This is a genomic window from Streptomyces vastus (genome assembly GCF_039532825.1).
GTDB lineage: Bacteria > Actinomycetota > Actinomycetes > Streptomycetales > Streptomycetaceae > Streptomyces > Streptomyces vastus.
Genome location: NZ_BAAASJ010000003.1, coordinates 83,456 through 95,887 on the forward strand (window position 1 = coordinate 83,456; position 12,432 = coordinate 95,887).

The 12,432-nt window shown below is 66.7% G+C and carries 10 protein-coding genes and 1 pseudogene; 2 read left to right on the forward strand and 9 right to left on the reverse strand.

Translation table 11 applies throughout. The annotated features are described in order from the left end of the window. Positions 1–6: 6 nt before the first annotated feature. The 3 genes from ABD357_RS01650 to ABD357_RS01660 form a co-directional block, all read right to left on the reverse strand. Positions 7–654 (reverse strand): GntR family transcriptional regulator, encoded by a 648-nt coding sequence (locus ABD357_RS01650; protein ID WP_344386949.1) that lies wholly within the window; start codon positions 652–654, stop codon positions 7–9. A gap of 92 nt (positions 655–746) precedes the next feature. Then, a complete protein-coding gene (locus ABD357_RS01655; protein WP_344386950.1) occupies positions 747–995 on the reverse strand; it encodes a DUF397 domain-containing protein in 249 nt (82 codons plus the stop codon). Next, the gene (locus ABD357_RS01660; protein ID WP_344386951.1) at positions 992–1,810 is read right to left on the reverse strand and encodes a helix-turn-helix domain-containing protein; all 819 of its coding nucleotides are present in this window, start codon (positions 1,808–1,810) and stop codon (positions 992–994) included. The genes ABD357_RS01655 and ABD357_RS01660 overlap by 4 nt, the downstream gene beginning before the upstream one ends. Positions 1,811–1,947: 137 nt before the next feature. Here ABD357_RS01660 and ABD357_RS01665 point away from each other — a divergent pair, with 137 nt between their 5' ends. Both ABD357_RS01665 and ABD357_RS01670 read left to right on the forward strand, forming a co-directional pair. Then, positions 1,948–2,388 carry an ATP-binding protein gene (locus tag ABD357_RS01665; protein ID WP_344386952.1) on the forward strand — a complete coding sequence of 147 codons (441 nt, stop codon included), beginning with the start codon at positions 1,948–1,950 and terminating at the stop codon, positions 2,386–2,388. Between the two features lie 46 nt (positions 2,389–2,434). Further along, positions 2,435–2,875, forward strand: coding sequence for a GNAT family N-acetyltransferase (locus ABD357_RS01670; protein ID WP_344386953.1), 441 nt, complete (start codon positions 2,435–2,437; stop codon positions 2,873–2,875). A gap of 26 nt (positions 2,876–2,901) precedes the next feature. Here ABD357_RS01670 and ABD357_RS01675 read toward each other — a convergent pair whose 3' ends face one another. From ABD357_RS01675 to ABD357_RS01700, 6 genes and pseudogenes are all read right to left on the reverse strand, one after another. Then, on the reverse strand, positions 2,902–3,228 hold the full coding sequence (locus tag ABD357_RS01675) for a hypothetical protein (protein WP_344386954.1): 327 nt from the start codon (positions 3,226–3,228) through the stop codon (positions 2,902–2,904). Positions 3,229–3,614: 386 nt separating this feature from the next. Then, positions 3,615–4,037 (reverse strand): hypothetical protein, encoded by a 423-nt coding sequence (locus ABD357_RS01680; protein ID WP_344386955.1) that lies wholly within the window; start codon positions 4,035–4,037, stop codon positions 3,615–3,617. A gap of 120 nt (positions 4,038–4,157) precedes the next feature. After that, on the reverse strand, positions 4,158–4,571 hold the full coding sequence (locus tag ABD357_RS01685; protein WP_344386956.1) for a hypothetical protein: 414 nt from the start codon (positions 4,569–4,571) through the stop codon (positions 4,158–4,160). A gap of 17 nt (positions 4,572–4,588) precedes the next feature. Then, positions 4,589–9,220 carry an RICIN domain-containing protein gene (locus tag ABD357_RS01690; RefSeq protein ID WP_425584718.1) on the reverse strand — a complete coding sequence of 1,544 codons (4,632 nt, stop codon included), beginning with the start codon at positions 9,218–9,220 and terminating at the stop codon, positions 4,589–4,591. 593 nt (positions 9,221–9,813) lie between these two features. After that, positions 9,814–10,611, reverse strand: a pseudogene (locus ABD357_RS44495) (LAGLIDADG family homing endonuclease); the annotation flags it as partial. Between the two features lie 159 nt (positions 10,612–10,770). Further along, positions 10,771–12,231: an alkaline phosphatase PhoX gene (locus tag ABD357_RS01700; protein WP_344386959.1), complete on the reverse strand. Its 1,461-nt coding sequence runs from the start codon at positions 12,229–12,231 to the stop codon at positions 10,771–10,773. Between the last annotated feature and the right edge of the window lie 201 nt (positions 12,232–12,432).

The window sequence follows — 12,432 nt, forward strand, 5'->3', positions numbered from 1 at the left end:
CCAGGATCAGTCGCCGTCGGCGAGGCCTTCGAGCCCTCGCCAGATCTCCGCGGTGACACGGACCGCCTCGTCCACGTCACCGGCCGCGCAGGCCTCGATGAGCTGCTCGTGCAGCCCGGCCGAACGGCAGTTGCCGCCCTCACCGAAGCGCCGTCGCTCCAGCCGGCGGATGAGCGGGGTGTAGCGGGCGATGGTGGCGGCGGCCGCGCGGTTGCCGCTGACGCGTACGAGCACGTCGTGCAGTTCGTCGTCGGCTCGCAGGGCGGTGTCCACGTCGCCGGTGCGGACAGCAGCCGCGAACCGCTCGTTGGCCGAACGCATCATCTCGACGTCCGCGGCGAACAGCCGGGGCACGGCGGTCCGCGCGGCCAGCTCGTGCATGGCCCCGACGACGGCCGCCGCGTCCCGCACGTCGGAGGCCACGACCGGGGTCACCCGCGTATAGCTCTGCGGCTTGCTCTCCAGCAGCCCCTCGTCGACGAGCCGCGAGAAGGCTGCACGCACGGGCGCCCTGGACAGCCCGAGCCGCTCGGCGAGATCGGCGTCGCGCACCGCCGCGCCCGGTTCGATGTCTCCGGCCACGATGGCGTCCCTGATCGCTTCGTATGCCCGGTCCCTGAGCAGGGTGCGGGGTACGGGCCCTATGGCGTCCACAATTGAAATGTTAGATGTCAATCTCCGCCGCGCACAAGGCTGTGGCCCGCACCGAGGTGCGGGCCACAGCCTTGGGTCTCGAGGGCCGGGACTCAGGCCTCGCGGGAGGCGTACGTGACGAAGGCGGTCCAGGCAGCGGAGGGGATGGTGAAGCGGGGGCTTCGAGTGCCGAGCTTTGAGTCGCGGATGTGGATGGTGTGAGGGCAGGCGGCTACTTCGAGGCATTCACCGCCCCCACTGCTGCTGTAGCTGGACTTCCGCCAGTTATAGGCAACTTCGAGGCAGGCGCTGCCTTCGGAGTCGCTGTAGCTGGACTTGAACCATGACAGTTCGCCGCTCATAGCTCCTCCGCCACCTTCCTGATGAACTGGGCAGACTCCTCAACGCTAAGGGCCTGCATCCGGATCATGCCATAGCGCTGCGTGAGCGTACTGAGCTTGTCGCCGTCGGAGTACAGGGCCCCTGTCGACTGGCCGTCCACAAAGGCGTAGCGCTCGTGATCGGCGGTTTCCACGAGCACCATCGGGCCACTGAGCGCCGCCGTGGGAGCAGTTGCGAAGGGCAGCACCTGGACAGACAAGTGCCGCTGCTTCCCGGCGTCCAGCAAGTGATCGCACTGCCTGCGCATCGCATCCCGGTTACCGACCACCGAACGCAGCGCGGCCTCGTGGATCACAAAGCTGAAGTACGTCGGCGGCTTGCTGGTCAGCTTTTCCTGCCGTTTGAGTCGCGCCGTGACCCGCTCATCCACCGTCTCCTCGTCCAGAGGTGGACAGTTGCTGCTGATCAGCGCTCTCGCGTACTCCGGGGTCTGCAGCAGGCCGGGAATCAACATGGGCTCGTACCACTGCACCGTGATCGCCTCGGCCTCCACCAGCACGTACTGCTGGGTCCGCTGAGGAAACGGCTCCGGCTTCAGAAACTCGTGTGCGGCAACCAACTTGCCGCGCGCCCCGCACAGTTGATCCGCAACCTGCAACAACCTCAGCGTCGGCCTACGCCTCCCGCACTCCATCGACTTGACGTACTCATAGTCGTACCCGGCCTCCCCCGCCAGCTCCTGCCGACTGACCCCCGCCTCCTCCCTCCACAACTTGATCTGCCCACCGCAGTACCGCCAGTTCTGCTGCGCCTGCTGCGACTCCCCGGAAGCCACGCACCCACCCGCCTCCCACCACCACACCGTGTACAGCCACGCTGTGTACCCACACCGACACTCCCCGAGACTGCGCACCAACCACCAGCCTGATCACAGCGAATGACGGAGAACCACACGCAAGGAACGGCACACACATGCCCAAGGACCGCGACGACGCCGAAGCCATCGAGGACATCCAAGACGTCGAATGGCACCTGCCCCGCCACGCCCGCAGCGTCGGCCGGGCCCGCACCCTCCTCCGCGACCAGGCCACAACCTGGAAGCTCCCGGACGAGCTGACGGAAACAGCCGTACTCCTCCTCAGCGAGCTGATGACAAACGCATACCGCCACGCAAAGGTCTCCCCAGGCCGCGAGATCTGGACCCGCTGCACCCTGAACGCCGGCCACTTCTGCGTATCCGTGACGGACGCGAACGACACCCTCCCGACGCTCCACGAGGCGACCCCGGACGACGAGTCCGGCCGGGGCCTCCCCCTGGTGGCGACACTGGCGGACGACTGGGGCTCGGAACCGCGAACCGGCGGCATCGGCAAGACGGTCTGGTTCACGCTCCGCAGCGACGGACAGCCATGAACTCTTGGTGCCACGTGGGCTGTTGTGCTCGTTCTAGGCTCGGCGCATGAAGATCACCGTGCGGTCGGCATCCGAGGGCGACCTCTCAGCACTGCTGGCCCTCTACAGCGAGTTGAACCCGGACGACACTCCGCTGCCCCGGGCGTCTGCAGATGCCATCTGGACAGCGATATCGAAGCAGCAGGGACGGACCATCCTGGTCGCCGACGTTGATGGCAGCGTGGCCGGAACGGCGGATTGCATCGTCATGCCGAACCTCACCCGCGGCGGGCGGGCCATCCTGTTCGTGGAGAACGTCGTGGTAGCCGACTCCTTCCAACGGCGTGGCGTCGGACGCCGGTTGATGGAGGCGGCCGTGCAGCTGGGTGAGTCGGCGGACTGCTACAAGGCGCAGCTGCTCGCAGCGGATGACGAATACGTCCACACCTTCTACGAAGCGTGCGGCTTCAAAGCCACAGCACAAGGCTTCCGCCGCTACATCGCATAGGGCCACCACTATCCCCGGCCACCAGCTCATGACACCCGAATCGCCTCCGCGATCTCCTCGGCGGTCGACGCGACAACATGGGTCCATCCGTCCTTGAGGTCCTGTGACAGGTGCTCACGGTCTTCCTCGCGTTGCAGGACGACGGTTCCGCCAGGAAGGACAAGCACGGCTCCCAGCCTCTGCAGCAGGTCCGCGATGACGTCCATGATCTCGCCCACACTGAAATGACTGACCGTGATGTTGGTGTCGGTGCTGGTGTAGACGTCTGCCTGCCCTCCGTCGCCTGCCGTGAGCTGGAGGAAGCCGTGTTCCGGGTCCCGTGCCGTCACATAGGGATCGAGAGCCGCGTTCATCGCACTCCGGTCCAGGGGCACCGATTGACCGTTCATAAATCGGCACACGAATACGTCGTAACTCAAGACTTATCCAGAATGCGCGCGATCAGGAGGCCGTGGGCGGATGTGGTGTTTCCGCCAGGTGGGCGATCGTCGGGACAGCCCCACGCGGACGCGCACACCACAGGACGTACGCGAATCGCGGGCCCATGACCCCTCGCGCAAAAATCGTGAACACACCGAGGGAGGATGCCCCCTAAGCGCTCAAAGGAGCGGTTCGTGAACATGACAGGGGGAAATGTCCACGCTCTCACTCTCGTTTCCGTGCCGTTGGCCTTCCTCGTAGGTGCGCAGGCCCCGTCGACGCTGTACGGCTCGGCGTCTACGGGGCCTGAAGGACGGAATCAGGGCATGAAACCCTTTACATGAACCGCACTCCCGTAGGTGTGTTTATTCGTTTCTTCCACGTCGAACCCCGCTGAGGCGAGGATGCCCAGAAGAGCTTCTCGCATGCAGGTATGGACGGTTTCGTAATGGCGAATCGCGTGAGGCAGATCCGAAGGTTCGACTCCGCCCTCCAGAAGGTTCACTGCTGCAGTTGCCAGTTCTGCCTCCGTGTTCCATTCCACCAGTACACCGCCGATAGCGAGATGGTCCACATGAACCTCCGCTCCAGGCCTGCTTTCGGACTCGCCTCCGAGGCCGACTCGGTAGACGGGAATCCCAGCCTGGGCCAGAGCCTGGCAGGCTTCATCAGCCAGTGCGTTTCGCCGGGCGATGACATCCGGCTGGGCTTTTGGCGGCAGATCGAATCCGTGCTCGTTCATGCGTCTCTCACGTCCCTTCCTGCTGTCCAGGGCTCCGTCGGAAGGCCGAAGACCCCGCCGGAGCCGGAGCCGCGGCGGGGCCTGATACAAGCGAACGGATCCCGTTGCCCTGTTGTCGGATTACCTGGATGTGGTGACACGAACCGACAGCGGATGCAGGTCGCCGTCGAATTCAGCCGCAGTATCAGCCTGCAAGCCAGCCGATCTGAGGATTCCGATGATCGCCTTCTGCATATGGGAGCAGACGGCTCCATTGTGCTGAATGACGGGAGCCTGGTAATCGCCGCTCTGCATGCTGTCAACGACGGCTTCCGTGAGACTGGGGTCGGGACACCAGTCCACGATCACCTCTCTCGCCGCATCGAGGGCAGTGTCGTCGACCTCAACCCTCGCACCTGCTCGATCGGCCTGCTGCTCCCGGAAGGCGGGGATTCCCGCACGTTCCAGTTCACGGCAGACCCGGTCAGCCAGCACATCCCGCTCGGCGGTGACATCCCTGGGCGCCGACGGATGGTCGAAGTCGTGTTCAGACAACTCTCACTCTCGTTCCTCTAATCGGCGTGTTCCTGCGCAGTGGTTACGACCCGTGTGGCCGCCTCACTGGCGAGGCTGGAGCGTGATGACCGGTGCCCGGCGGCAGCCTTGATGTAACGCTGCAGTAGGTCGTCGGCCGCTCGGTTCAACAGAGCGTCGGATCCCCATGGAACCGACCAGCTGACTGGAGTCCCCTCCTTGAGAGAACCCTCCAGCAGCGATGCGCAGTTGGGGCAAGGTTGGCGTTCACTGTAGAACTCCGTGATCTGAGTCGGCTTGAAGCCCCTTTCCTTCAGCTGGTCCAGGATGTGGTTCTCCGAGTGGTAGCCGCCGCCCTTGCTGAATCCGACGACCAAGTCACCGGTCTTGGGGTCATTCCAGCCCGGAACCCTGGCTACCGCGACGTTACTCCTGTACTTGAATTCCCATCCGCTTTCTCCAAGCCTGGCTCTGAGTGCCATGGTGCTCAGTTCGGTGCTGTTGTACGCGACCAGCCCTACTGGACATGCGCTACCCGCCCTGGCCGATCCGGCGGCCAGAGTTGTTCGGGCGGTCTTGGTGCAGGTCTTGACGAATCCGTCGAGCCCCTTGACCCCGATACGGAAGAGGACGTCGTCGGCCAGGCCGAGGGAACGCAAGGCCTTGTAGGCGTTGGCGAAGCCAATGCCCGTCCTCGCTGCGGCGTCCAGCGCCTTCACGGCGTCGGCGATGGGCCTGAGGATCTTGCCCGCGAACAGGGTCGCGACGTCCACAGCCGCCCAGGCACATCCGCCCCAGCTTCCGTTCGCACCACCGGGGGTGATCTTCTGGACGCACTTGATCCAGTGTCCGAAGAGGATGTCCACCGGGTCGATGCCCTGGTTGAACTCCACCATCGAGATGGTGTCGGTGACCTCGGTGGACAGTGCCTTCGTCGGGTGTTCGCCGAGGTACACCGTCGCACCGGCGGGACACCTGTACTGGGACGGATCCAGGTCCTCAGCGGTGCACATGTACAGGTCGAGGACCGCCTTGAACCGGATCTTCGCGGTGATCTTGCAGTCGCCGGTGTGGATGATCGGGTTGCAGTTGTCCTTCTTGATCACCTCCGGATCGCCGATCTTCTCGATCTGGTCGACGACGTAGAACATGTTGCCGATGGCGACACCGGCCTCGTCGACAACGGTCCCCGTGGTGATCTGTTGCGCGTTCTCCTTCGCTTCGGCGCGCTCGGCCGCTTCCTGTGCCTCCCTGGCGTACTTCTCCGCGTCATTCGCCGCCTGTTCCGCTTCGGTTGCGGCGACGTCGGCGCGGTCGGCCGCCGCGCGGGCGTCCTTCGCGGCCTGTTCGGCCTCCGAGGCGGCCGTGCGGGCGGCGGAGGCGTCGAGTGCTGCCTGGTCGGCGGAGTCACGGGCGTCCTTGGCGTGGCCTTCGGCGCGGCCTGCGGCCTTGTCCGCGGCGGCTGCGTCTTCCGTGGCCTGACGGTCGTATTCGACTGTGCGGGCCAGTGACGCGGTGGCCTTGGATGCGGCCGTGGCTGCGTCGGCCGCGTAGCCGAGGGCCTCCTTCGCGTAGGTGCGTGCGTTCGACGCGTGCGCGGCGGCGTTGGCGGCGTGCTGGTAAGCGGCCTTGGCTTCGCCCTGCGCCGCCTGGGCGAGGGCCTTTGCCGCTGCGGCTTCTTCCTGTGCGTTCTTGGCGTGGGCGTCGGCCACGGCCTTCTGCTGGTCGGCGATCGTCTTCGACGCCTGCCCGGTCAGTACCACCAGGCTCGCGGCCGAGTCCGTGGTGACGTACGGGGAGCCGAGTTGGATCGCGTCATTCGCCGGTTTGGCGACCTGCGCGGCGGAGTTGCCGGCGTCCACGGCGGCCTGGGCGGTGACATGGGCGAAGCCCACGGCCTTTGCCGATGCCGCGAGAGCCTTGGCGACCTCCTTCTTCGCCTCGCCCGCATGTCCCTTGGCGGTCTTGGCCTGCTGTTCCGCTTCGTCGGCCAGCTTGACGGCCGTCTTCGCCTCGGCGGCGGCATGCTTCGCGGCGGCGATGGCGTCCGCTGCGGCGCTGGTCGCGGTCTTCACCGCGGCGTCCGCCCTCAGCTTCGCCGCCTGAGCGCCGTCGGCATGGGCACGGGCCCGCTTCGCTGCCGCCTCCGCCCGGGTGGCCGCGGCGTCCGCTTCCGCAGCTGCCTTAGTCGCGGCGTCGGCCGCGGCACGGGCCTTCGTAGCGGCGGTCTCGGCATCGTCCGCGTGCTTGTCCGCCTCAGTGGCAGCGGCGCGAGCGGCGTCTGCCGCCTCGCCCGCTTCCAGGGAATCGGCGTAGGCGTCCTTCGCGTCCGCCTTGGCGCGGGCGGCGTCGGCCTTCTGCTCCGCGTCCCAGGCGTCGTCCCGCTTGGCCTTCGCGTTGTCGCGGGCCTTGACCGCGTCCTTCTTCCTCTCAACAGCGGTGCTCTCGGCGGTTTCGGCCTTGGTCTTGGCGTCCTTCGCCTTCGTCGCTTCGGTCTCGGCGTTCTGTCTGTGCCTGGCTGCCTCGGCCTGCTTGGCCGCGGCGGTCTCCTTCTCCGCCTTCGCCGTCTTCTCCTCGGCTTCCGCCGCGAGTCGCTTGGCGTGGGCGTCGGCGGCGGCCGCCTTCGCTTCACCCTCGGCCTTGAGCGTCTCGGCGAGCTTGGCCTCGGCGGTCTCCTTGTCCTTCTTCGCGTTGTCGCGGTGCACCTTCGCGGCATCGGCGGCCGCCTTCGCCTGCAACTCGGCCGTGTGCGCGGCTTTCTTGCGGAACTCCGCCTTGACCTGCGCGGCCTGGGCCAGCGCACGCTGCGCGATGGTCTGGCTGTCGCCGCCGGAGGCGCGGGTGGCGGCCTCGGCGGTCTCACCGGCCTTCATCATCGCCTCAAGAGCGGCAGCAGCACCCTGAGTGACCTGGGCCTTCTGCTGACCCACCAGCAGACCACGACCCCGAGGAGCCCCATTGCCGTCCGCGATGGCGTAGGCGGCCTGCTCGGCGGTGCCCGTGTCGGTGGCGGCCTTCTTCGCGGCGACAGCCTGCGCCTTGACGACGGCGAGCTGCTTCTTCGCCGCGGCCTGCGCGCTTGCGATGCCCTTCTTGGCCTTGTCGAACTGCGCCTTCGGCGGAACAGCGCCGTTGTGACCGGACGGCTTGATGTCGAACTGCTGGGTGCCAGTGCCGTTGCAGGCCCACTGCCACGAGTGGCGACCGTTGGTGTAGTCGTACAGATCCAGGCACTTGCCGGTGCCTACGTTCTTGAGGCTCGTCGTCGCGCGCAGGTTGTACTCCCACGTCTGCGCCGGAGAGCTGTTGCACGTCCAGATCTGGATCTTCGTGCCGTTCGCCGGGTCGCTGTTCGACACGTCGAGACACTTCCGGGAGTTGACGTTCTGCAGGTGCAGGCCCTTGTCGTCGCCGTACACCTGCCACTTCTGCGCCGCCGTGCCATTGCACGTGTACTGCTGGACCGGTGTGCCGCTGGCCGTTCCGCTCCTCAGGACGTCGAGGCACTTGCCTTTCGCCCCGTGCGCCTCGATCACCGCAGGCGCGTCCCCGACCCACCCGACGCCGCCCTGGGACCAGTAGTCCTGCCAGCGGGCGAGGTGGTCGGCGGTCCACGAGTGACCCAGCAGGTCCCCGAGCACCTTGGCGCCGGTGGCCAGAGCCTTGGTGGCGTCCTTGTTCGCGTTCAGGATCTGGTTGCGCTGCGCGGCCTGAGAGCTGATCTCCCGCTGCCACTCGGTGGCGGCGGCGGTGGAGATGTCGCCCAGCACCTTGCTCGGGTCGATCGGGTCACGCCACGCGCAGGCGGCGAACCGGGTCTTCAGGTCCTCGACCGCGACGCGGTACTCCGCAGTGTCCGGCTGCGGGGCGGTGCGGGGGAATCCTCCGGAAGCCAGGAAGATACGGGCGTTGTCCGCGCCCGCGTTCTCCCCCGGGGCCCCATGCAGCCGCTGGAACGCTGACCGCTCGGCTAAGGCACGGTTCCACTCGTCTGAAGGAAGACCCGTGTCCGGGGCTGTCCCGTAGAGAGGAGTGCCCAGGTCATCGACGGCCTTCAGGGTCCTCTCGTCCGCCCTGGGGGTGGGGTCTTCGTAGAAGTCGTTCTCGATCTTCCAGAACCGGTCGGCGGTCCACTGCGTCAGACCGGTCTGGCCGTAGAAGTCGTCCTTGCCGTCACCCTGCGAGCCCGGAGGCCATTGAAAGGAGGCGTCGGTGAAGCCGGCCGGGGTCGTCAGACCGCCGAGAGGCTTCTGCCATCCGTTGCGGAGAGCGTGAAGGGCGCCGAGTTCCTTGCCTGCCGCGTCCCGGTCCTTCTGGTACGCCTGGGCCAGCGGGGTGTTCTCCCAGTGCTCCCGGTCGGCCAGAGCATGGAGCTTGTCCGGAGTCTGGTTGAGGCCGTCCTGTGCGGTCGCCGCCATGGACAGGCCGCCCAGACGCAGCACGTCGGCCATCAGGCACTGGTCCTGCCGCAACTGCTCGGCGGCCGTGTCCTCGTGCCAGTCGTAGGAGTCGCCGGCCGGAGCGGCCCCCGCTCCGGCGAGTCGGTCGAGCAGATCCGGACGGATGGCCAGGCCGAAGAGTACGGCCAGGGCCAGGACACCCGTGATGACGGATGTGAGGAATCCGGATCTTCGTGTTCTGGGTATGACGAACCCCGTTCCAGGGCGCAACAGAGCATCCATTCATCGCAGAGGGAGGCAGGCGGGGGTGCCCGTCCGAGGAGGCGGAGGCGATGCGTGAAGCTCAGCCCGCCGCCCCGGTACCGAGACCGGAGCAGCGGGTGGTGTCCCTCCCCGTGGCGACGCTGTTCCCCCGGCCGCCGGCTGATGTGCGTGCGCCACGGCAGAGCGGTCAAGGTCCACCAGGGAGCGCGCGGCGATCACCATAGCCACAGGTCAACGGGCCGGGACAAGAGGTGACTTCGGAGTCAGGAGTGGCATGGCGCGAAAGCGCTCACATGACAACAGCCGTTCCGGTTGGCATAAAACTCATGGTGACGCGGGGGGTGAACTGTGTAGCTGCCGTGAAGACGACGGAGGTCAAGTGAGCGGCCTCGGTCAGAAGTTGACCAGAAATCACCCTGCCCGCGCCTGAGTCCCTACGGCATCACATGCGGCCCCGCACCAGCGTGTGGCCCGCACCGAAGCGCGGGCACACCCTTCCCTATCGTCCATCAGGCCCCCCAAGGCCAGTCCGCGTCCCGCGCCCCCTCAAGCAGCGGAACGATCCGGAAAGCCGCGTCCGAGAGGCCGCCGTGGCGCAGAAGGAAATCACTGAACTGTCGGGCGAGGGTCTCCGAGATGTTCGCGAACTCGACGTCGTTGCGACTCACGGAGCCATCGCTGTCGATCAGTCCCGAGACGAGACCGCGCACGAACGCTTGGCTGTAAGGAAGATCTGCAACCCTCTTGCCATCCCCTTTGAACCCCCAAACCTGGTGCTCGATCAGCAGATCTCGAAGTTGGTTCCGGTGCCATCGCGGATCCGTCAGCCGAACACGCAACCACGTGCCATTGTCGTCCACGCTGAGCTCGCAGTCGTTTCGTTCAACGAACTTGCGCATTTGGGCGAGTGTCCCGTCGTCGTGCCCGACCCAGACCGGGGTTCGCCCCGTCATGTTGCCGTCACCCAGCATGATCCCGACGAACCACCCGTCCCATTCGTCCCCGAGAGATCCAAAACAGGTCGCTGTCAGCGGTACTGGAACGGACCACCCCGGCTCCAGAGAAGCAGTGGTACGCAAGACGGGGCGCCGCGCCCCTTCACGCATCCGAACCACCCAGGGCTGTCCGGCCGCGGCCTCAACGCTGCGACCGGATACCAACCGGACGATGAACACGGCTTCAGAACTGTGTACTTCCCATCGCACTGGGGTGGCCGGGAGCAGCTTCCCCACAGCTTGGTCTCTCGGCGGATACGGGCGTCCCACTCTCGGCTCCCGCAGATCCCATGTCTTGTCATACGTAAGAACAGGGAGCTGCTCACCAACAACCTGCCCGACCGGCAAGATCCTCCCGTCGGGAAGCCAGATCGGAGTCCCCTCCGCAAGCCCCACACCCATACTCGCCTCTCCCCACCAGTTCTCGGAGAACAACGCCCATTCGGTTCTCAACGTCAAGTTATTCGATACCCGAACGCTCAAATGGGCTATGTCTCCCCGATTCACCCGATGGGGATATTCCGGCGGGCCGAGGATTACGCTCCCCGGCCCGCCAAATCTCTACTTGCGCTGGCGCTTCCAGGGCCCGGTGATCGCGAGCAGAATGCCGGGGTCCTGGATGTTGGCGTACAGGGTCTTTCCGTCCGGCGAGAACGTGACGCCGGCGAACTCGCTGTATTCCGGCTCCTCTTCGGTGCCGACGTTCAGGTCGTTGCGGGCGATGGGGTACGTACGGCCGCTGTCGGTCGCGCCGAAGAGATGCGAGACGCCCTCGCCGTCCTCGGCGAGGACGATGCCGCCGTAGGGCGAGACGGTGATGTTGTCGGGGCCGTCGAAGGCTCCGTCCTTGGAGGGGTCGGGGTTCACGCCGAGGAGGACCTTGAGAGTGAGCGTGCGGCGCCGGGGGTCGTAGAACCAGACCTGTCCGTCGTGCTGGACGGGGCTCTCCTCACGGGCGTACGAGGAGACGATGTACGCGCCGCCGTCGCCCCACCACATGCCTTCGAGCTTGCGGGCGCGGGTGACCTCGCCCTCGCCGAACTGCTTGCGCACCGCGACCGTCTTGGCGTCGCGGTCGGGTACGTCGACCCAGTCGACGCCGTACACGGTGCCGATCTTCGTGGCGCGGGACAGGTCGTCCACGTAACGGCCGCCGGAGTCATAGCACTTGGGGGCCTGCAGGACGCCGGCGTCGTCGGCGAGGGTGCGGAACTTGCCGCGGCCGTAGGTGAATCCCTTCGGCGGCACCCAGCGGAAGAACAGGCCGTTGGGCTCGTCGTCGTCCTCGGTGAGGTAGGCGTGGCCGCGCTTGGGGTCGATGACGACTGCCTCGTGGTCGTAACGGCCGAAGAACTTCAGGGGCTTGGGGTCGCGGTTGGCACGGCGGTCGGTGGGGTCGACCTCGAAGACGTAGCCGTGGTCCCTGGTCATGCCGTTCTCGCCGGCGCGGTCGGAGTTCTCCTCGCAGGTGAGCCAGGTGCCCCAAGGGGTGCTGCCGCCCGCGCAGTTGGTGGAGGTGCCGGCGATGCCGACCCACTCGGCGACCTGGCCGTCCGGGCGCACCTCGACGACCGTGCAGCCGCCGGACGCGGCCGGGTCGTAGACGAGACCCTTGGTGAGGGGCACCGGGTGGTCCCAGTTGGCGCGCGGGCCCTTGAGTTCGTGGTTGTTGACGAGGAGGGTCGTGCCGCGCGGACCATGGAAGGCGGCCGTGCCGTCGTGGTTGGAGGGGGTGGTCTCGCCGGACTCCAGCTTTGTCTTGCCGCTGTAGGTGAGGACGCGGTACGAGAATCCGGCGGGCAGCGCGAGGATGCCCTTGGGGTCGGGGAGGAGCGGGCCGTAGCCGACGCCGCCGCCCGGACGTTCCGCGTCCCCCGCTTCCGCGTCGTCCCCCAGGGTCTCGGTGTCCTGGGTCGCGAGGGCGCCCGGCGCGGTGGCGAAGGCGCCGACGCTGCCGACCAGGGCGACACCGGCACCGGTGATCGCGGACCGTCTGGCGAAGTCCCTACGAGTGAGCGACATGCTGTCTGTTCTCCTGTGACGGTGGAGTGGAACCGTGGAGGGTGGCCGATTGCCAGCCTTCGGCCACACCGTTCCGCTTGTGACTGAACTCCGGCTGAACGCGGACCGACAACCGGGAGCCAAGGGGCCACCCATATGGCCCAGCAATCCCGGCGTGCGAACGAATGATCGGAATAACCTTCGTAAAATAGGCTGTAACCA

Bases quoted from the DNA above. Each gene is read 5' to 3' on its own strand.
- ABD357_RS01655 (WP_344386950.1), bottom strand. From the start codon at position 995: ATGAGCGGCGAACTGTCATGGTTCAAGTCCAGCTACAGCGACTCCGAA.
- ABD357_RS01675 (WP_344386954.1), bottom strand. From the start codon at position 3,228: ATGAACGCGGCTCTCGATCCCTATGTGACGGCACGGGACCCGGAACAC.
- ABD357_RS01665 (WP_344386952.1), top strand. From the start codon at position 1,948: ATGCCCAAGGACCGCGACGACGCCGAAGCCATCGAGGACATCCAAGAC.
- ABD357_RS01700 (WP_344386959.1), bottom strand. From the start codon at position 12,231: ATGTCGCTCACTCGTAGGGACTTCGCCAGACGGTCCGCGATCACCGGT.
- ABD357_RS01680 (WP_344386955.1), bottom strand. From the start codon at position 4,037: ATGAACGAGCACGGATTCGATCTGCCGCCAAAAGCCCAGCCGGATGTC.
- ABD357_RS01670 (WP_344386953.1), top strand. From the start codon at position 2,435: ATGAAGATCACCGTGCGGTCGGCATCCGAGGGCGACCTCTCAGCACTG.